At 51.5% G+C, this 19,328-nt stretch carries 20 protein-coding genes; 15 read left to right on the forward strand and 5 right to left on the reverse strand.

Going from position 1 to position 19,328, the window contains the following annotated elements:
* Positions 1–22: 22 nt before the first annotated feature.
* Positions 23–931: a cation diffusion facilitator family transporter gene (locus ORD20_RS02980; RefSeq protein ID WP_158246346.1), complete on the reverse strand. Its 909-nt coding sequence runs from the start codon at positions 929–931 to the stop codon at positions 23–25.
* An 86-nt stretch (positions 932–1,017) separates the two neighbouring features.
* Here ORD20_RS02980 and ORD20_RS02985 point away from each other — a divergent pair, with 86 nt between their 5' ends.
* The 5 genes from ORD20_RS02985 (at position 1,018) to ORD20_RS03005 (ending at position 5,512) form a co-directional block, all read left to right on the forward strand.
* Positions 1,018–1,713: an HAD family hydrolase gene (locus ORD20_RS02985; RefSeq protein WP_103376344.1), complete on the forward strand. Its 696-nt coding sequence runs from the start codon at positions 1,018–1,020 to the stop codon at positions 1,711–1,713.
* A 4-nt stretch (positions 1,714–1,717) separates the two neighbouring features.
* The gene (locus ORD20_RS02990; protein ID WP_103376238.1) at positions 1,718–2,977 is read left to right on the forward strand and encodes an MBL fold metallo-hydrolase; all 1,260 of its coding nucleotides are present in this window, start codon (positions 1,718–1,720) and stop codon (positions 2,975–2,977) included.
* 98 nt (positions 2,978–3,075) lie between these two features.
* On the forward strand, positions 3,076–4,248 hold the full coding sequence (locus tag ORD20_RS02995) for an NAD-dependent epimerase/dehydratase family protein (RefSeq protein WP_103376237.1): 1,173 nt from the start codon (positions 3,076–3,078) through the stop codon (positions 4,246–4,248).
* Positions 4,249–4,472: 224 nt separating this feature from the next.
* Positions 4,473–5,126, forward strand: coding sequence for a class I SAM-dependent methyltransferase (locus ORD20_RS03000; RefSeq protein ID WP_158246345.1), 654 nt, complete (start codon positions 4,473–4,475; stop codon positions 5,124–5,126).
* A 44-nt stretch (positions 5,127–5,170) separates the two neighbouring features.
* Positions 5,171–5,512 (forward strand): cupin domain-containing protein, encoded by a 342-nt coding sequence (locus ORD20_RS03005; protein WP_103376235.1) that lies wholly within the window; start codon positions 5,171–5,173, stop codon positions 5,510–5,512.
* Between the two features lie 37 nt (positions 5,513–5,549).
* On the opposite strand, the gene ORD20_RS03010 is transcribed toward ORD20_RS03005, so the two are convergent.
* Together ORD20_RS03010 and ORD20_RS03015 are read right to left on the reverse strand one after the other, a co-directional pair.
* A complete protein-coding gene (locus ORD20_RS03010) occupies positions 5,550–6,749 on the reverse strand; it encodes an Mrp/NBP35 family ATP-binding protein (RefSeq protein ID WP_103376234.1) in 1,200 nt (399 codons plus the stop codon).
* A gap of 127 nt (positions 6,750–6,876) precedes the next feature.
* On the reverse strand, positions 6,877–7,197 hold the full coding sequence (locus tag ORD20_RS03015) for a hypothetical protein (protein WP_430626505.1): 321 nt from the start codon (positions 7,195–7,197) through the stop codon (positions 6,877–6,879).
* 172 nt (positions 7,198–7,369) lie between these two features.
* Here ORD20_RS03015 and ORD20_RS03020 point away from each other — a divergent pair, with 172 nt between their 5' ends.
* Positions 7,370–8,470, forward strand: coding sequence for a pilus assembly protein TadG-related protein (locus ORD20_RS03020; protein WP_158246344.1), 1,101 nt, complete (start codon positions 7,370–7,372; stop codon positions 8,468–8,470).
* Positions 8,471–8,511: 41 nt separating this feature from the next.
* Here the strand turns inward: ORD20_RS03020 and ORD20_RS03025 are convergent, their stop codons facing one another.
* Entirely contained in the window at positions 8,512–9,633 is a 1,122-nt protein-coding gene (locus ORD20_RS03025; protein ID WP_103376229.1) for a hypothetical protein, read from the reverse strand.
* Between the two features lie 191 nt (positions 9,634–9,824).
* Between ORD20_RS03025 and ORD20_RS03030 the strand changes: the two genes are divergently transcribed.
* The 7 genes from ORD20_RS03030 (at position 9,825) to ORD20_RS03060 (ending at position 15,574) form a co-directional block, all read left to right on the forward strand.
* Entirely contained in the window at positions 9,825–10,019 is a 195-nt protein-coding gene (locus tag ORD20_RS03030) for a Flp family type IVb pilin (RefSeq protein ID WP_242968597.1), read from the forward strand.
* A gap of 79 nt (positions 10,020–10,098) precedes the next feature.
* Positions 10,099–10,836, forward strand: coding sequence for a Flp pilus assembly protein CpaB (gene cpaB / locus ORD20_RS03035; RefSeq protein WP_103376228.1), 738 nt, complete (start codon positions 10,099–10,101; stop codon positions 10,834–10,836).
* 18 nt (positions 10,837–10,854) lie between these two features.
* Positions 10,855–11,994, forward strand: a complete 1,140-nt coding sequence (locus ORD20_RS03040; protein ID WP_103376227.1) for an AAA family ATPase — start codon at positions 10,855–10,857, stop codon at positions 11,992–11,994.
* Between the two features lie 15 nt (positions 11,995–12,009).
* A complete protein-coding gene (locus ORD20_RS03045) occupies positions 12,010–13,359 on the forward strand; it encodes a CpaF family protein (RefSeq protein ID WP_103376226.1) in 1,350 nt (449 codons plus the stop codon).
* A 7-nt stretch (positions 13,360–13,366) separates the two neighbouring features.
* On the forward strand, positions 13,367–14,287 hold the full coding sequence (locus tag ORD20_RS03050; RefSeq protein WP_103376225.1) for a type II secretion system F family protein: 921 nt from the start codon (positions 13,367–13,369) through the stop codon (positions 14,285–14,287).
* Positions 14,288–14,298: 11 nt separating this feature from the next.
* Positions 14,299–15,231 carry a type II secretion system F family protein gene (locus ORD20_RS03055; RefSeq protein WP_103376224.1) on the forward strand — a complete coding sequence of 311 codons (933 nt, stop codon included), beginning with the start codon at positions 14,299–14,301 and terminating at the stop codon, positions 15,229–15,231.
* A 19-nt stretch (positions 15,232–15,250) separates the two neighbouring features.
* Positions 15,251–15,574 carry a DUF192 domain-containing protein gene (locus ORD20_RS03060; protein ID WP_158246343.1) on the forward strand — a complete coding sequence of 108 codons (324 nt, stop codon included), beginning with the start codon at positions 15,251–15,253 and terminating at the stop codon, positions 15,572–15,574.
* A 3-nt stretch (positions 15,575–15,577) separates the two neighbouring features.
* On the opposite strand, the gene ORD20_RS03065 is transcribed toward ORD20_RS03060, so the two are convergent.
* Entirely contained in the window at positions 15,578–16,165 is a 588-nt protein-coding gene (locus ORD20_RS03065) for a TadE/TadG family type IV pilus assembly protein (RefSeq protein ID WP_103376222.1), read from the reverse strand.
* 184 nt (positions 16,166–16,349) lie between these two features.
* On the opposite strand from ORD20_RS03065, the gene ORD20_RS03070 reads away from it, so the two are divergent.
* Together ORD20_RS03070 and ORD20_RS03075 are read left to right on the forward strand one after the other, a co-directional pair.
* Positions 16,350–17,543 (forward strand): AAA family ATPase, encoded by a 1,194-nt coding sequence (locus ORD20_RS03070; RefSeq protein WP_103376221.1) that lies wholly within the window; start codon positions 16,350–16,352, stop codon positions 17,541–17,543.
* Between the two features lie 92 nt (positions 17,544–17,635).
* Positions 17,636–19,327 carry a PQQ-binding-like beta-propeller repeat protein gene (locus ORD20_RS03075; RefSeq protein ID WP_103376220.1) on the forward strand — a complete coding sequence of 564 codons (1,692 nt, stop codon included), beginning with the start codon at positions 17,636–17,638 and terminating at the stop codon, positions 19,325–19,327.
* Position 19,328 lies beyond the last annotated feature (1 nt).

The following is a 19,328-nucleotide window of genomic DNA, read 5'->3' on the forward strand; positions in this document are numbered from 1 at the left end:
CAAAACGTGCACGCTCTTTGAGTTAGGACGAAGGGTGAATGCAGTCGTCATCCGGATGGGGATGATGGTCGGTTTCCAATTGGATGGTGACGTGGTGAATGGCAAAGTCTGTCGTGAGTCGTGTTTTGAGGGTGGCGAGTAATTGCTGCCCTTCGCGCAGAGACATATTGCCTGTGAGGACGTGGGCGGAAAGCACATTATATCCCGACTCCAATGCCCAGACATGGATATGGTGCACATCATCGACCCCGGGAATTAATCGCAAAGAGGCTTCAATCGCAGCCGGATCAATGCCAAGGGGGGTGGCTTCCATGAGAATGGCAATGCTTTTACGGGTAATGGCGACGCTGGCGCGAAAGAGAACGAGCCCGATGATAATGCCGGAGAGGGGATCAAAACCCGACCAATGGGTCCACAGGATCAACAGACCGGACACCATAACGCTGAAGGACCCGGCAGCGTCACTTACGGCATGCCAAAACATTGACCGCACATTGAGGTCGTGTTCCTCATGGCGTATGAGCAAAAGAGTGATGGCGGCATTGAACACCAATGCCAAAAGCCCCAGCCAGACCATCACCGGAGCCTGTACAGTCTGGGGGCGAATGAGGCGGTAAATGCCGGCGGCGATAAGGAGAGTGGATAAGATGACCAGTGCTAGCCCGTTAATGAGTGCAGCCAAAATGCCACTGCGGCGATAACCATAGCTGAGCCGAGCGGTAGGTGGATGGGCCTGGACCTTCGCGGCATAATAGGCGAGAGCCATTGCCCCGCTATCACTTAGTAAGTGAAGTGCATTGGACAACACCGAAACACTATGGCTTTCGAGTCCTCCAATAAACTCAACAATAAAGATGATTAGAGTCAGAATGAGCGCCCATGTTAATTGCCGGACAGCGTGCGTGGCGTGATGTGATGAATGTTGGTGCACTAGTTCGTCCTCGTCTCCCATTGATATACTATTATACTGCGTCTCATGGCTCGTGTGACACGGACGCGCGTTCAACAAAGGAGTGAATGATGGTGGCCAAGCCTTTAATGATTTTTGATTTCGACGGTACATTATACCGAGGGGACGAGCCCTATTTGTATTATGCCCGTCGGGTGGCCGACTGGTTGGATCCCAAGACGGCGAACGACTACCTGCGCCGGGTGCAAGCGCACATAGCGGGTAGCGATATGGTACCCGCCGCCGATAATTGGGAAGCGGTGGTGCGTTTGATGGAACCATTTGGGCAACGCCTGACGCCTGAACAGTGGCAACAGGCTTTCATGGACACGCGGCGTTATATGTTAAGTGGCGAATGCCCCCTAGAAGTGCCGCAAGGTCTGGCGGAATTTTTACAAGACGCGCGGGGCCGGGCAACTTTAGTTATGGCGAGCAACAGCCCTTATGAAGCGGCGGTGCCTCTATTGGAGCAGATGCATTTGGATCACGCATTTGACGTGATAAGGTCTGAAGCTAACAAACCTGCGGGGCTGGTTGCAACGGTCCGCGAGGTGATGGGACCTAGGTATGATCCTTCCCGGGTTTTGAGTATTGGCGATCATTATATCAATGACATTGCTCCGGGCGTTCAAGAGGGATGGACGACCGGACACATTAGTCCGCGGCGCATTTTTCCTGGCCCTGCGACGTTTCAAGCAGCGACCCTAGAAGAAATTTTACCAAAAGCCAGGCAATGGCTAAGTCAGTACTACGAGGGGGATTGAAGCGGTGGCAACCATTCGGTTTTATGGAGGCGTCGGCGTGATCGGTTCGAGTAAAATTCTTATCGAACAAGAAGGCTGGCGGATTCTCTTAGACTTTGGATTGGATTTCAGCCCGGGCTTGGGGCTATTTCGAGGAGCAGTGAGGCCCAGGCCTGGGCATGAATTGTCGGATCGCCTGAAAACGCAGATGGCCCCGCACATTCCTCATCTCTATCGACCCGAGTTATTAAGGAGCATCAACAACTTACCAGGGGGCTCTGATGGCCATACCGCGGTATTTATTACGCATGCGCATCTGGATCACATTGGACTAGCAGGGGCGATTGACCCAGCTATTCCGATCTGGGCGTCGCCGGAAACCGTGCAATTGATGCACGCCCTAGAAATTAGCGGGGAAGATTCTGGTGGGGAGTGGCCCGTTTTGCGGCCTATGGCAGCCGAACAGCCCATAGCATTTGGACCTTTTCAAGTTACCCGGTATGCCGTCGATCACGATATCATCGGCGCATCGGGGTATGCGGTAGAGACCGAGGACGGCGTGGTAGCCTTTAGTGGAGACCTGCGTCTTCATGGACGCCATCCGGAACAGACGTGGAAATTTGCGCATAAAGTGCGCGGGGCTCGTGCCCTCATTATGGAGGGCACGACACTGTCTTTTGGATTTCAGGACGCGACCCGTACCGAAGAAGACGTGGATCAGGCCTTTGCTAAAATTTTGGCCCAGACGCCAGGACTTGTGTTGGCGACGGTTTACCCGCGCAATATTGAGCGGGTGGCGGCTTTTATCCAAGTGGCACGGGAGATGGGGCGGACTTTTTTATGGCCTGAACGCATGACCCAGTTTTTTCAAGCCATGGGGCTGGCGGCCCAATCATGGGACGCGGACCACTTGGACCCCATACAAAAACATCCTGAACGCTACATAATCCAATTGACGGCTCAAGATTGGCCTATGATGCTTGATTTACCTATGGGACCGTCGGCCACGTTTATTCATGCCAATGGAGAACCTTTAGGAACGTTTGACCCGCATTGGACTCTGCTACAAGATTGGCTAGCGGCCGTTCACACCAGTTTTTGGGCGATTGGGACGGGGGGACATGCCAGTCCAGACGATATACGGGCGCTCCTCGATGTTATTCAACCCGATATTCTTTTTCCTCTACACTCAAAAGACCCCGATCGCATGCTCCCCCCTTCGGGAACTGTCCGGTGGCTCCCGGAAAAAGACCGATTGTATGATTTGTCTAGAGGAAAAGGATAAAATTCAGGAAATCTTCATTTGGCTAATAGAGCTTGTCATATTATAATGTTCACGGCAGAAATTCGTGTGTTTTGTACATCGATGTGGGAGGTTGCTTCGTGAGAATACTTGTATTAGGTGGAGATGGATATCTTGGTTGGCCAACCGCCATGTATCTGTCGAAAAAAGGCCACGATGTCGCAGTGGCCGATAATTTTGTCAGGCGTCAATATGATTTCGAATTGGGCGCAGAGAGTTTAGTACCGATTGCCTCATTACAACAGCGCATTAAAACATGGAAAGATGTCACAGGCCTCCACATGGATTTGTATGTTGGGGATTTGACGGATGCCCGGTTCGTGCACCGCATGGTTGGGGAATTTAAGCCTGACACGATTGTGCATTATGCAGAGCAGCGCTCGGCCCCTTATTCCATGATCGACCAAGAGCATGCCGTCTATACCCAGACCAATAACGTGGTCGGGACCCTTAATGTGATTTACGCCATTGCGGAACTCAACCCGAATATTCACTTAGTGAAATTGGGAAGTATGGGGGAGTATGGCACACCCAATATTGATATTGAAGAAGGATATTTGGAAATAGAACACAATGGGCGTAAGGATATTCTGCCTTATCCTAAGCAACCCGGATCGTTCTATCATTTGTCCAAGGTGCATGACAGCCACAACATTTTGTTTGCGTGCAAGAATTTTGGCCTTCGCGCTACCGACTTAAACCAGGGCATTGTGTACGGGGTCCAAACCGATGAAACCGTGTTACACCCCGACTTGGCAACCCGGTTTGACTATGACGGAATTTTTGGCACCGTCTTGAACCGGTTTTGTATCGAAGCAGTTCTAGGCCATCCCTTGACGGTCTATGGTCTAGGAGAACAGCGCCGAGGGATTTTGGACATTCGCGATACCGTGCGGTGTATTGAAATTGCATCGGAGAACCCTGCTCAAGCCGGTGAGTTCCGCGTGTTCAACCAATTTACCGAGGAGTTTTCCATTAAGGAATTGGCCGAACTCGTAGCCAAGACGTATCCGGGTGAAGCGCATGTCGAGTTGTCTGAAGATCCCCGTACGGAGGAATTGACCCATTATTACCGTGCCATCAACACCAACTTGTTGGACCTGGGTCTTGTGCCGCATTTGCTTTCGGACACCTTGATCGAGTCCATGTTTGGCGTCATCGAAAAATATCAGTCGCGTGTTAACTGGGATGTGATCCGGACTTCTGTCAATTGGCGCCGGACTCGTAATCCCTTATACAGCAACGAAAAATAAGTCTTGTACAACCGCTTTTGCTCTTTTTTAGGGTAAGAGCGGTTGTTTTATGTCCTCAATGCGCTCTCTCCTGGCTGCGAAACGTACTCCTGGCCTTGCATTCAGCGGGTATAATAGGGACACAAAGACCAATTCACTGCGGGAAATATCCCCATCCTTTGGCGGAAAATTGTACAATAGCGGTGGGGAGAAGCGATGGCGGACTGGCCAGGGGAGGCATGCGTGTGAAGCGAAAGTGGGGACTAGGCATATTAGGGGCATTAGGTCTTGGATTTGCTGCCGTGCGCATTAATGGCAAATTGCGACCGGGGCCCATGACGATGAAACTCGAACAGTTTTTCCTCACCAATCCTGTCCGGGTTGCCTATTTTGGACCTCGTGATGCGTTGCGCTTGGCGGGGGATTTGAGTGGTTTGCGGGTTCTAGAAGTGGGCATTGGCGTAGGCGTTGTGCTCTCAGAAATTGCGCACCGCGTAGGAGAAGGTGGGCAGGCTTACGGGGTCGACATTCAAAGTGAAGCCGTGCGCCGCACCGAGCATCGTCTAAGCACAGAAGGCGTCTTATCACGAACGGGTCTTGCGACGGCGAGTGCTACTGAAATGCCATGGGCGGACCAGAGCATGGACCGAGTTATCATGGTCGCCATGTTAGGGGAAGTTGCACCCAGTCAGCGCGTCACAGCATTAGAAGAAGCACGCCGGGTTCTCACGCCTGATGGACTATTGGTCATCACGGAGTTTTGGCCGGATCCTCATTATATACCACTAGCCAAAATGGTGCGGCATTTGCGCCAAGCAGGCTTTTCCGTGGTGGATGTGTTTGAGAAACCCATGTTGTATAGTGTATCCGCTAAACCAGTTCGGGCCCTTGAACCCTGACTTATTAACACGGTCTGTATCCGGACCGTGGAAGGTGGAAATCGATGAAACGCGTTGAAAAACCCTGGGGTTTTGAGTTATGGTGGGCGGTGACGGACCGCTACGTGGGCAAACTTATTCATGTCAATCAAGGCCAGTCTTTAAGCTTACAATATCACCGGGTGAAGCATGAGAGTATGTACGTGGTCGCCGGAGAAGCCGATGTTTTGATTGGCGAAGAAGTGCGCCGTCTTTATCCAGGCGACGCCGTAGAAATTGTGCCGTTGACCAAACACCGCTTGACAGCCGTAACAGATGTGGACGTGATGGAAGTGTCCACCCCAGAACTTGATGACGTGGTGCGTTTGGAGGATAACTATGGGCGTGAGGGCACGTCCACACCTTAAAAGGCGCCGTTGTCAAGTGAAAAAAGAAGCCGCAGGGTTAACCTGCGGCTTCATTACTTAGCGTTTGCTTAATCCGTTCAGCGATGCTTAAAAAGACCGCGCCTGCAGGCGAAGTGGGTTCACTAGCCGCTAAGGGACGCCCTTTGTCTCCACCCTCACGCACCGTCGACTCTAAGGGAATTTGTCCCAGCAATGGGACATGAAACAGGTCAGCTAGCGACTGACCGCCGCCTTCGCCAAAGACATTCATGCGCTCTCCGTGGGGGCAGACAACATATGACATATTTTCAATCACACCGATAATTTCTTGATGCGCCTTTTGTGCGACGTCGCCGGCCCGGTGGGCAACCTGGGTTGCGACTTGTTGAGGCGTTGTAACGAGTACAAGCTTGGCCTTGCGCACTTTTTGCGCCATATCTAACGCGACATCCCCCGTGCCTGGAGGAAGATCAATGAGCAAGTAGTCCAAAGTAGGCCATGCGACGTCCGAGAAAAATTGTTGCATCATTTTACCTAACATGGGTCCACGCCATACGATGGCCTGTCCCTCTTCCACAAACATTCCCATCGAAACAACATGCACGCCGTGCATGGACCACGGAATGATTTTTTCTTGTTCGTTCACCTTGGCTTTTTCTTTTGCTCCAAACATGCGGCCTTGGCTAAAGCCATAAATGTCCATGTCAATCACGCCAACCCGCGATCCCATGCGGGCCAGGGCCACGGCCAAGTTGGCGGTCACGGTCGATTTTCCGACGCCGCCTTTGCCACTTGCCACGCCAATAATGATGGTGCTATCCGCATCGGACATCATGCCCGATGCCGCACCTTGGCCGGGCAACGGTCCAATGAGAGGAGCTTTGCCCGAAGATTTGGGTGGGGGCGGGGTGACGTTGATACGCGTCCCCCCTTCCGAACGTGCCGGTTCTCCTTGACGCGCTTGTTGAGCGGCTTCAAATGCTTTTTGAAAGGCCACGCGGCGTTCTTGTTCGTTCATCACGGATAGGGTCACAGAGATATCTTTCACCTCCGGCAGACGTCCTAGAGAATGCTTGACATCTGCAGTAATTTTTTCATGCAGCGGGCACCCGTCGACGGTCAGTGCAATGTCTAAAGACACGACACCGTTCGGCTTAATATCAATGGTGCGGACCATATTCAACGTGACAATGCTCTGGCGCAACTCTGGATCTTGGACCTCTTCCAGAGCTTCTAAAACACGAGCTTGATCCAGCATATATCCACCTCGCAGACAAATTAGAAGCCAAGCAAACGGCGGCCTTCATCTGTCAGCATATCAGGGGTCCACGGGGGACTCCAGACAATGTTGACACGGGCTTCTTTGACCCCATCGAGTGTTTCAATTATTGGCGAGTAATGAGTACTTGCCCAGAACGGGTCAGGGCCGTCGCGGTCATCTCACCGGTTGTTCGTAGTAGGTACGAGCCGGCGTATTCGTGTGCAGCCGCCTTCTTTAAAGCGACGTGCACGGTTTTTTGTCCCGTAATTTTGAGGTCGATGACAGTGGGGACGAGCGAGTGCGAGACGACAATAAATGTTGTTTCTGAGGGTGCTTGCACCGGTGTCGGGGTGACGACCAATTCGGTTCGAGAGGAAGCCCATGCGAAAGAAGACACAATTAATACAGAGGCTAAAGCGAGAAACAAGGTTCGGATTATGCGCACGGGCGTTATCCTTTCTGAGAAGTGCTCTTATCGGTTATTCTACAACGCCCGACCTATGACGACAAAGAAAACTTTTTTGGCAGATCGGCCGAGAAGGGATTTGAAAATATTTACAGGAGTATGGTGATATGCGTATAGTGGAAGTAATTGGACAAAGGAGTGAGAAATGGTCATGGGCTTGATGAGACAGGGATGGCGCAATGAATCTGGACAAGTGCTACCGATAACCGTCCTCTTTATGGGACTAATCATTGGCGCGGCCGCCATCTCCATCGATGTTGCCAAGGTCTCGGCTTTGCGTAATCAAGCCCAAACAGCTACGAGCGCGGCGGCTCTAGCGGCGGCGCAAACTTTGGCCCGTGAGTTGCAAAGCGGATATAACGCATCGGCCAACTCAGATAGTATCCAGTATCCGTCAAATCCCACAGCGGTAGCAGACATGATTTATCAATCCAATATTAAGACGGCTATACCAAACAATGGATTGGATAGTAATCCGGTGGTCCACTATTACTTGGGTACTAGTAAAACCCCAATAACCGTATTGCCATCGACCATTACGGCGTCACAACTACCTATTTATGTGACGGTCCAGGCTAGCGGCTCAACAGTGTTAAATTTTGCTTCAGCACTGGGAATCTCAATGGCTAACGTTAAGCCTTTGGCAACAGCAGTGGTGGATCCCCAAGCCGAAGCCAATACGGCAGGCATGGTACCTTTAGCAATGCCTGCGAGTGCCAATTTACCGCTTGCTAATCCCTATGGAAGTGACGGATGGGATTCATATTTAATGGTAAGCAAAATTTATGATGCATTTCGGGGTTCAGCCAATGGGGGAGTTCCTTCGTGGGTTACGACCGGAACTCCCATTAATTTTCATCAGATCTATGGGGCAGGAGGAATGGGATGGATTGAGATGTTTAATTCATATCAACAATTAGCGTTTCAAAATTATATTGTCGCTGGTTCGACGGGTTCTTCTTATTGGAATGACCTCTCTAAGTACGGAATTGTTGATGGAGCCACGGTGTATTTCCCTGTGGCAAATCCAACGCCCACTAGCAATAAGGGAGAGAATGCTGTTATTCCTATTGTGGGTTTTATTACGGCTAAAATTCTCAATGTACCGAACACGCAGGGTACTAATGCGGGGTTTGAATTTAAGGTCATAAGCCAATTAGCCTTAAATGACACGAGTAATTTTAGCATAGGATCTTCATATTTAGACGCCAATTACGTAGCGCAGTTAGTATCAAATAACAACGTACCGTAGGGAAAGATACATGTATGGGGGATGTAGAGCGCATTCTGCATTCACTGCCACCACCACTGATGGGTAAACCGTATCGCCCCATACAAACTGGCCGCGCCCCATAAAATTATAACGATGCGGGTAAGAACTTTGTTATTTGCCAACGATATTCCCGCGTAGAGGGGAAAATATGAGCTTAGTAAACGCAGCGTGCTGTGAAATGGTGTATTTAATGCATAGAAACTTAGAGAGACAAGAGTTCCCGCCCACGCATAAATGAGTGCCGGCAGGGAACTCTTGGACCATTTTGATGCTAAGAGTATAGCTCCCAATAGGTATGGGAGGCTTAGGGCGCTCAAGATAATTTCGTAGACATGATCTGCCGAATGGATAACGATGGCTTGCTGATATTGCACCCAAGGCCAGACCCAGCGCGAGTGCCAACCGCTTTCTCCTAGCCACGGGCCAAAGGGCGTATGCCAAAAGATGAGTGAGTATCCAACAAATAACGCAAGGGCTATGACAATTCCACTGCCCCATATGACCGCTCCCCATAGTTGTTGCCGGTTGTGATACTTGAAGCTTTGTATTAATAACACGAGTGGCATGATGCCTAATAAAGCGCCCGTAGGGTGGCTTAAGGCAGCAAGACCTGCCGTCACCGCGGCTGTGATGTATTTATGTTCTTGTGCTTGGAGGGTACTCAATAGACTCAGCAGGAGCATCAAAGGCTCAGTGTATAGGGTACTGTAAAAAACTGCCGCTGGATTAAATGCAAACAGTGCCAAGGCTAAAGTGATTTGGCTAGAAGACAAGTTGAAAGTGTTTAAAAATCGGTTGAGATAGTATAAATCAGCGGCAAAAACGCCTTGCATGATGAGTAATGCGATCCATCGACTATGCGCTAGCCAAATGAGGATGGGTAACAACGGGTAGAAAGCTGAGGGATGTGATCCATAGCCATAGTGGGCAATGTGCAAATAGAATAGGGAATCGTACTGAAACCACAAGGCAGCGTGATCTGAATAGGCCTCGGTGATTTTTAGGAGGAGAGGATTCAGATGGGGATAGGGAAGAAAGACGCTTAGAAATATCCCTGCTTCGTGCAACAGAAAAAGTCTTGCCCACGCGGGAGTTTGATCGAAATACGAGGAAAATCTGAAATTGTACCTGTCGCGTTTCATGTGTTCCTCCAATCTTAATTCCTATTCGTGATGTTTTGTTCCATCTCCTTCAGAAAAAGTAAAAATATACCGGAGAGTTGATGAAAAAAAAGAAGGAATAGGATTTCTTGTGTCGAATAACCATGTGAGCAGGAAAATAATGTATCTTGCTACTGGGTTCGGCATCTACTTCGGAAAGTAGGAGGATTACTTTGGCGACCATTCAGCAATTTCTCGTGGCGTTTATGGCCCGTTTAAAAGACAAAGAGGGCCAAGCATTAGTGGAGTATGCCTTAATTTTAGCGTTGATTGCCATTGTCGTGATCGTGGCCTTGACGTTCTTAGGCGGAGCAGTACACAACACGTTGAATAATGTTGCAAATGCAGTGAACAACACAGCAGGCTAGACGTGGAGTCAAATTGCAGGCATAGCTTTAGCTGTGCCTGCTGCTGTCTTTCTTACTCGACTAGAAGGGGTTGTAGCACATGGCCATTGCCAAACGCATGGGCACGTTTTTCCGGGTCAACCGGTGGCTATTGGCTGGCGTGGTGGTCATAGGCGTGGCAGCGTATGTGTCAGCCAGGTACGTGCAGCTTGCCATTCAGCAGGCGAATGCGAAAGTGAAAAGTCCCACGGTGCAGGTCTTAGTCGCCGCTCAGCCGATTTCGGCGTATACGCCTGTTGCGCCGGCTTTGGTCACGGTGAAGACGTTTCCTGCGGCTTCTGTCCCTGTCGGCGCCTATTCATCGCTTAACGGATTAAGTGGGGCTTGGACAACGCAAAATGTGTCTGTCGGCATGCCCATCGTTTCCAGCGAGGTATTCTTTCCAAAAACGGCTAATGTCATTGCGGCTCGGATTAGTCCGCAGGATATGGCGGTTGATGTGCCCTTGTCGTCCACTGCGGCCATTGACGGATTGATTGTACCAGGTGACAATGTGGCGCTATTTATTACGGTGACTAAAAATGGCCAAAAGGTCCTGGCAGACTTTATGAACGATGTGAAGGTTCTTGCCGTCAATGGGTCGATGGCTGCACCAGCGGCTCCAACGGTAGGTTCTAGCCCCAATCTTATTGTAGCGATGTCACCGGCCAAAATTGAGTCCTTGTTGTATGCTGAACAATATGATGGAGGGTTTACGGCCGCTCTGGAATCGCCGCATACTAAGGCTAAAGCTCCTGCCCCATATGGCATGACCAATTTAGAAAGCGCAATTCCTTAAGTCAGAGGGGCGGGTGTCATGACAAAGGTTCTTATTGCGGCCATTTCTCCGGTTATGGACGCCATCGAACGTACCGTTGCGACGGTATCCCAAGCCCAAGTGGTCGGGACGACGGATAGCGTGCGGGAAGCGATTGATTATTGTTCCCAGGAGCGTCTTGATGCGATTATTGTGGATGAGACGCTGCTGATTGACAGCTGGGGCCTGACCGACCGCCTGTCCCGGGCGGATTGTCCGGTGATATTGGTTATTGAGAAGGCGAGCGCAGAGTCGGCCCGTCGAGCATTGGCCATGCATGCGGCTGACGTTATGACCACAGACGCTTTGCCGACGTTGCTACCCGCTTTATTGCAACGCCTGCATCCGCAAGACACCAATCAAGAAATCGTGCACCGGATTATTGGCGTGTATTCGGCCAAAGGTGGTGTGGGTAAAACCACTTTGGCGGTAAATTTAGCGTGGAACCTTGCCAAACTCTCGGGCAAATCAACAGCATTGGTGGACTTGGATTTGCAGTTTGGTGATGTGGGACCGATGGTTCACGATCATCCGGATGTGACAATCCAAGAATTGGTCGAAGGGTCACCGAAGACGATTGAGCCTGATAAATTGGCGCGTTCGCTGATTGGGGTGGATCGGCTGCCGCTTGACCTGCTGTTGGCGCCTATTAATCCACAGTACGCTGATGCCGTGGAGTCTCACCACGTCAGAGATATCGTGACGCACTTAAAAGCGTCACATGTCTACACGGTGTGCGACTTGTCTTCGGGATTAACAGAGCAAAATCTTAGTGCGATGGATATGGCCGATGTTATTTTGCTCCTAGCCACGCCGGAAATGATTACGCTACGAACAGTACAGCGCTCACTTAAAGTTTTGGGGACTCTTTATCCTGCTGACGGGAAGATTCGGCTGGCATTAAATCGGGCGGATTCCGGGGTCTCGAAGGAGCAGATTCAAGAATTCCTGGGCCTACCCGTCACATATTGGATGCCGAGTGGCGGGGTTACCCCGGTACGTTCTGCAAATTCCGGAAAACCCTTGGTCGTGGTAGATCCCGGCAATGTGTTAGCCCAAGCCATCGAAAATGTGGCGAAGGCCTTAATTGAGGAGTTTGAAGGACAAAGTCGCAAAACGGCACGCAAAGAACAGGTGTAGAAGAGAGGGGTTCGGATGTCTTTACGCACGCGGATTAACGGCATGTCTCCTGGGGCTTCTCAGGCCTTTAAGTCCATTAAGACGTCGCAGACGTCCAAGTCCAATGACTTTGACTACTTGGGCGCCAATTTCATGGCACTGAAAAGCCGTATTCAAGACGCGTTATTGACGCAAGTGACATCGCCGGAAAATTTGTCGCGTGATGAACTCAGGAATTTGATTTGGAATATCGTTGAAGCTGATAAGGAAATTGCGCCGTTAGAAAAAGATGCATTAGTCCGTATTTTGGTGGATGAAATTTTAGGGTATGGTCCCATTCAAGTGTTGCTCGATGATCCGGAGATTTCCGAAATCATGATTAATGGGGCCAACAATATCTATATTGAGCGTCAGGGGAGTTTGGTCAAGACCAACATCGTGTTTCGCGATGAAGCGCACCTGCGTGCCACCTTAGAAAAAATGCTATCGTTTTCAGGCCGGCGGGTCGACGAGTCGAGTCCGATGGTAGATGCCAGACTGCCAGACGGCTCACGTTTGAATGCGATTTTGCGTCCCTTAGCCGTGGCAGGCGATTCGATCACCATTCGCAAATTCTCCAAAGATCCGTTTATTCTCTCACAGTTGGTGCAGATGGGCACATTATCTGCTGAAATGGCCACCTTTATTGAGGCAGCGGTGCGCGGGAAGCTCAACATTGTGGTCTCAGGGGGTACGGGGTCTGGGAAAACAACGACGCTCAACGCATTTTCTGCTTTTATTCCGGGCACTGAACGCATTGTCACCATTGAAGACGCAGCGGAACTTCAGTTGCAGCAAGACCATAAAGTCACTTTAGAGGCTAGGCCTCCCAACATTGAAGGCAAGGGTGGGGTGGCCATTCGCGATTTGGTTCGCAACGCTTTGCGTATGCGCCCCGACCGCATCATTGTCGGAGAGGTGCGAGGGGGGGAGGCGCTCGATATGCTCCAAGCCATGAACACCGGGCACGAGGGCAGTTTAACGACCGTGCACGCAAATAGTCCTAGGGACTGTTTGTCGCGTATTGAAACGATGGTGTTAATGGCGGGGGCGGACTTGCCGTTGCCAGCTATTCGCTCGCAGATAGCGTCCGCTATTGACATTATCGTCCAGCAAGCGCGCTTGTTAGATGGATCGCGCCGGATTATTCGCATTACGGAAGTGGTGGGCATGGAGAGCGGCATTATTACCACGCAAGACCTCTTTCAATTTGATCAATCCGGGGTGGATGAGGAAGGGAAGGTCATCGGCGTGTTTCACGGCAACGGAATACGTCCCAAAAACTTCGATCGGATTCGAGCCCAAGGAGTCGAGTTGTCTCCAAGCATTTTCGGTTTGGGATTGTGAGGACAAGATGCGAGATTTAAGCATTGTTTTAGCCCTGACATGGGCGTTAGCGCTGTTATTAGTGGTGGTGGGGATTCGGGCGACTCGCACCTATCAATTGACACAAAGGCGTCTTGTTGCAATGGGCGCAGTGGTTCCCAAAGGGCGTAAGGCACCTAGGGTATCAATGGGTGTGCTAGACACTTTGCGCAAAACATGGAGTCAAGGACAGAACGCTGCTGCACTCAAGCTCCGCATGAGCGAATACATCTTGTTCATTGCTTTGGGCTTTGTCATTCCCGGGCTTATCGGCTTTGTCATTCGCGGCATTGTCGGCGGATTGGTTTTAGGCATTGTTGGGGGCGGCGGGGTTCTCATCTATTTTCGTTATATGAAGGCACGGTATCTACGTTTAGCGGAATTGAGCTTGCCTGACTTTCTACGCGGCATTGCCGGGGCATTGCGTGCGGGGACGTCCCTCTTGCAGGCCATGGCATTGGTGGCCAAAGAGACTCCTGATCCCCTTGGTGCCGAAATTACGCGCGTATTGCGCCGGGAATCGTTTGGATTCAGTTTGGAACAGACCTTGGAAGAGTTAACGAACCGGATTCCCTCTAAAGATTTGGCGTTGGCGGTCATGGTTATTAATATCCAAAGAGAAATCGGGGGATCTTTGGCAGATATACTCGATAATATTGTGGCAACGATCGTCGCGCGTCAGCGACTGGCTCAAGAAGTGCGCGCGTTAACGGCCCAAGGGCGCTTTAGTGGCTGGATTTTGACCGCGTTGCCCTTCTTTTTGGGATTTGCCATTTGGTTTATCAATCCCGGTTACATTGACCCGCTGTTTCATTCCACTATTGGATGGATGATGTTGGGCATGGCTGCTGTGTCCGTAACCATCGGGGGATTTCTTATTAATCGGTTGGTGCGCTCGCCGGAAATGTAGGAGGCGTCGTGATGTTGCGCTGGATGGATCTGACAATTGCTGCGCTACTGGCGTTGGCGGTGATCTTCATGGCTTTATGGGTGAAAGATTTAAAAGTGTACAATCGCCAGCGGGCGTTGGGTGAGCGATTGTCACCGTATCACTTGCGTCGGGATGAACTGGCGGATGAATTGGAGCTGCCCTTTATGCAGCGCGTAATCACACCCTTTGTGCAAAAAGTTGTCGTGCGTTTGTCACATGTCTTGACACCTACGAAGGTGCGAGCGGAATTAGCGCGCCGTCTAAAACAGGCGGGCAGCAAGTTAGGGCCAGAAGCCTTTGTGTTATACCGCTTAGCCATCTCCGTGCTCTTGTTGGCATTAGGTGTGATGTTGGCAATGGTGGAGAAAAGCTTACCGGAGTGGCAGCGTGTTGCGATTCCATTGGGCATGGGCGCTATCGGGTATATTTTTATGGGTGTGCGCGTGAATACGCAGGCGCAAAATCGTCTCAAAATGTTAGAGCGCTCTTTGCCAGAAGTGTTTGACCTGCTTAGCGTGAGTGTGGAGGCAGGGCTAGCTTTCGATGGGGCTTTAAGGAAGCTAGTGACCAATTTAGACCCAGGACCGGCTAAGGACGAATTTACGCGCGTGATGTCGGATATGCAGCTGGGCATGACGCGTTCGGAGGCATTGACGGCCTTAGCCGAACGCACCAAGTCCCGTGAATTAAAGCGGTTTGCCGGCTTAGTGGCGCAATCAGACCGCACGGGTTCGGGTATTTCTGGAGCACTGAAAGTACAAGCTCGGGATATTAAAGAAGCGCGGGCGGCGCAAGCGCGGGAAAAAGCGGCGTTAATTCCCGTCAAAATCATTTTCCCGATGGTGCTTTTTATTTTTCCCGCGATTTTCCTCGTCATCTTAGGACCCGCGATGTTGTCCCTCATTCGTGTCTTCCATGGGTAACACATTGAAGCGGGTATGTGTGCGCAATTTGCGCAGTGGCGAAGTCGTAGGGGACAATATTGTGGTCGCGCAGTCCTTTTGGCAAAAGTTTAAAGGACTGATGGGCACTCAACTGCTAAAATGTGGCGACGGGATGCTGTTTCCACAAACTAATTCCGTGCATATGTTTTTTATGCGTTATCCGCTCACCGTTCTTTATTTGTCCAAAAACATGACGGTCTTGCGCCATGTGACGCTTAAGCCGTGGACGATTGGACCCATTGTATGGCGGGCCCACTTTGTTCTCGAGTTGCCCGTGGGGAAGTTTGATATCCAAGAAAATGATAGGCTAGCGATTGAGTAATTCTTAAGGACAGGTATATTGACTAGTCGTAGATTGGTCCCCTTGACTCGGATCTTCCTGAACCATCGTGTAGCTTTGGCCCATGGGAATTTTGTTGCTAAACCCGGGGATGGGGACAATGAGGGGATAGTCGGTCGACACCTTCACGCTTACAGTACTTAGTGAACCGGATGCACTAGGAGCCGGGCTTGGCGACGAGGTGGCTGACGGGCTTGGTGACGAGCTGGAGGACGATGTGGCGGACGCGCTAGTAGACGAAGGCGGTGAGCCACTGGGGGCTGCACTTGGCGTGGAGGTCGTTGGGGACGATGAAATGCTCCAATAGACGACGGCGGAAGAGGGGAATAAGCCGTCCGTAGCGATTTGGTTATGAATCGCACAACCAACGCTTTGGGTGCTTTCCCCGAGCGACGCGTCGCGAACGCCAATGCGCGCAGCTTGTTGAATGGTAATAAAGCCATTAAAGAGCAAACCCATTTGGATGATGGCGAGCAAAAAGAGTAAAAGCAAGGGAATAACGAGTGCAAACTCAACGAGAGCCTGACCTTGACGGTCCTGCCAGCGTGATCCTAGCCACGGCGCAATGCGCATAAATGTTCAGACTCCTTGTCTGCAATTTCTCTACTGTAATGGCACGCGATGTAATATGATTATCTTCAAGTGTACGGATAAACGCCAAGACTGTAAATAATTTCCTTGGAAAAGAACGTAGCGAGGCGTTTTGTGTAGGTTCCAAGAGAAAGTCTAAGATTATTGTCGAGCCAGGGGGATGTCGATGTTCACGGTCTATGTGGCGAGTCGGGACGAATTGCGCAACGCATTGACGGTTGCCGTGAAAAATATACCGGAGGCTATTCTCAATGGCAGTTCGTCTGACCTGCGGCAGGCCTTGGAAGAATGCGCAGCCGAAGTGCCTGGTGTTCTTTTAATTGATGACGCGCTTCTTGCCCAAAATATTGGGTTATTTGAGAAGGTCGCGGAGGTCCCCTATCCGGTTGTGGTGTTAGCGGCTCCAGCTGATGCCCAGGCTGCACGGCGCGCACTGACTATTCGTGCCAAGGATTTCATCAGTCTGGATCGGTGGGCAGAGGATTTGGGACCCATCCTATCTCGCGTTGCTGTTCCCATTCAAGGGGAAACTCGAGAAGATGGACGGGTCTTGGTGGTGTTTTCCTCAAAGGGCGGGGTCGGGAAGACGACCATCGCGGTGAACTTGGCTATTGGACTGGCGAAGGCCAGTCATCAACCCGTGGCGATTATGGATTTGGATATTCAGTTTGGTGACGTGGCGCCGATGGTGGGCGATGCGCCGCTTGTTACCCTTTACGATTTGGTGAAAAGTGGGGCGCCCGTTGACGCGGAGATGCTCAAACGCGCTTTGAAACGCGTGGCGAACAACGTCTACATGCTGGCGGCTCCTGAAAATCCAGAAGAAGCCGACGACGTGCGCGCGGAGCATATCGTACAAATTTTGCAACTCCTGAGAGAAACCCATGCCTATGTGGTGGTCGACACGGCGCCTGGTTATACGGACGTTAATGTGGCGGCGTTTGACTTTGCGGACACGATTTTAACGGCGTGTACGCCCGATGTTGTGACCTTGCGGACAGTGGGCCAGGCGCTACAAGTCTTTTATGACGGCTTTCATTATCCCAAAGACAAGGTGCGGATTGTTCTGAACCGCAGCGGGTCGCGGACGGGGGTGGAGACGGCGGATATCGCGCAAGTGCTGCAGTCTCCCATCGCATATCAATTGCCCAGTGACGGAGCTTTCCCGGTGCGGGCGGCGAACGAAGGGCATCCCTTGCTACTACAGTTTCCCGATTCGGCCCTATCGCGGGCCATTTACAGTATGGCTTCTGAATTAGTGCGAGAAACACAAGGACGCTCCCGTCAAGAGTCCAAGAAAACCTCTGCCAAACGGACCTTGTTCGCGCGTCTAACCGGAAGAAAACCTAAAGAAGTTTAGATGACAGTTCCCTGGGTCGGCGGTTGGTGAGCGCCTTATGCGCGCATATTACACCTGCACACACTGTCTGACGAGGGAGGAACGAGACGAATATGGTATCACGGGCGCGGCTTCTCTGGGGGATTCCAGTCCTGACGATTAGTGCGGCCTTGCTTTTCGCACAGCACTCCCGTGTCGCGCGAGGGAAGAGCGTTTTAGATGGAGGGCCTAGCCGCTTTACCAAGTATGCGATGAATGCGTCGAACAATGCGGTGATTGAAACGGCTGCGCTCAAACATTGGAACGTCGCATGGACATACTCAGCCAGCACCCCCTTACAACAGGCCTCTTTTTCTCAAGGTGTTATCTATGTGTCGGGTGACGGAATGCCGGGCCAAAATGCGCTCTACGCCCTTAACGCCCAAACGGGACAGAAGCTATGGGCCAGGCGCTTAGACAACATGTCGATGACGACGCCAGTGGTCGCAGACGGTTTAGTGTTTGTCGGCACGGGCAATCAAGCATTTAGCGCGTCGCAGCAACGCCGAGTGAATCGGCTGCAAAGCCGCAATATCCGCCGTGGAACGGGCCCTAACGCCATATATGCCCTAGATGCTCGGACGGGACGTGTAAGGTGGAAAGACCCAACACGCGGTGAGGACATGCCTAGCTTCGTCTACGACCATGGCGTCATTTATACGGTGGGCGGTAGTGGGGTGTTATCGGCTCTTGATGCGAAAACGGGGGCGCTTGGGTGGCGTTTGACTTTGGGGTCGTATGTCAGCATGTCGTCGCCTGCAGTATTCGGGCATACCCTTTATGTCTCGGGGGCCCATCCTTATGCGTTGTATGCGATTAATGTGCAAACACACAAGGTGATCTGGAAACGGCCGGTACCAAAGGTGTTTGGGGGATCGGATGATAGCTCGATTGCCGTGTCGCCCTCGTTGATTTATGTCGAGGGAACAACTGGTTCGTGGCAACATCCGGTCTCTACGATGTTTGCCTTTCGACATTCCGGGGCATTGGCATGGCAAACGCCGTTGGGTACGGGGAAATTGCCGAAAGATATTGAGGTCTCAGCTCCGGTATTGTATCATGGCAGGGTTTTTGTCGGATCGCCGATTTCCCACTGTGAATATGCGCTAAACGCCCAATCCGGTCAAAAATTGTGGGCGTTTCAAGCGTATGGCCCGGTCTCTGCTTCCGCGGCGTTGCTACGCCACACGTTATATGTCGGCGATAGGGCGGGGATGTTTTATGCCTTAAATGCTAAAACGGGCCAGGAACAGGCGTCACGGTATATGGGAGGGGCTTTTGCCGCCGACTATCCTATTATCGTCGGGCAGACCCTGTATCAACCCGATGAAAACGGATTAATGCTGGCGTTTCCGGTGAGTCGTATGACCGCTGAGGCCTTGCGTGACCCGCCCCAATTGTCTCTTCCCACCGGCCCTTTAGGACAAGATATTCGCTACGGGGAGACAGCATTTATGGATCCGGTGCAGGGTGTTTCTTGCGTGAGTTGCCATGCCGGCGGGGGGACCCTTATGACTTACCGCCAAGGGCATTTGATCCCGAGTCTGCTTGGCGCGGCAGCCTCGTTTCCGTTGGTGAGAGCGGGACACATTCGTACGTTGGATGCCCAAATTAATCAGTGCCTGCGGATGACTCACACGGCCCCCCTTCCCGCTTCTAGCCCTCGCTTGCAGGCGCTGAACCTTTATCTGCGCTGGTTATCAAGCGGTTGGCCTGAACACTTAGCAGCCAAAAGTGCCATGCATGGCGTTCAAGGAGGATGCTGAG

Origin of the sequence: Sulfobacillus thermotolerans (genome assembly GCF_039623705.1) — a bacterium.
Taxonomy (GTDB): domain Bacteria; phylum Bacillota; class Sulfobacillia; order Sulfobacillales; family Sulfobacillaceae; genus Sulfobacillus; species Sulfobacillus thermotolerans.

Coding starts and splice junctions, on each gene's coding strand:
- ORD20_RS02985 (WP_103376344.1), top strand. CDS start 1,018: ATGATGGTGGCCAAGCCTTTAATGATTTTTGATTTCGACGGTACATTA.
- ORD20_RS03005 (WP_103376235.1), top strand. CDS start 5,171: ATGAAACGCGTTGAAAAACCCTGGGGTTTTGAGTTATGGTGGGCGGTG.
- ORD20_RS03010 (WP_103376234.1), bottom strand. CDS start 6,749: ATGCTGGATCAAGCTCGTGTTTTAGAAGCTCTGGAAGAGGTCCAAGAT.
- ORD20_RS03020 (WP_158246344.1), top strand. CDS start 7,370: ATGGGCTTGATGAGACAGGGATGGCGCAATGAATCTGGACAAGTGCTA.
- ORD20_RS03025 (WP_103376229.1), bottom strand. CDS start 9,633: ATGAAACGCGACAGGTACAATTTCAGATTTTCCTCGTATTTCGATCAA.
- cpaB (WP_103376228.1), top strand. CDS start 10,099: ATGGCCATTGCCAAACGCATGGGCACGTTTTTCCGGGTCAACCGGTGG.
- ORD20_RS03040 (WP_103376227.1), top strand. CDS start 10,855: ATGACAAAGGTTCTTATTGCGGCCATTTCTCCGGTTATGGACGCCATC.
- ORD20_RS03045 (WP_103376226.1), top strand. CDS start 12,010: ATGTCTTTACGCACGCGGATTAACGGCATGTCTCCTGGGGCTTCTCAG.
- ORD20_RS03050 (WP_103376225.1), top strand. CDS start 13,367: ATGCGAGATTTAAGCATTGTTTTAGCCCTGACATGGGCGTTAGCGCTG.
- ORD20_RS03055 (WP_103376224.1), top strand. CDS start 14,299: ATGTTGCGCTGGATGGATCTGACAATTGCTGCGCTACTGGCGTTGGCG.
- ORD20_RS03065 (WP_103376222.1), bottom strand. CDS start 16,165: ATGCGCATTGCGCCGTGGCTAGGATCACGCTGGCAGGACCGTCAAGGT.
- ORD20_RS03070 (WP_103376221.1), top strand. CDS start 16,350: ATGTTCACGGTCTATGTGGCGAGTCGGGACGAATTGCGCAACGCATTG.
- ORD20_RS03075 (WP_103376220.1), top strand. CDS start 17,636: ATGGTATCACGGGCGCGGCTTCTCTGGGGGATTCCAGTCCTGACGATT.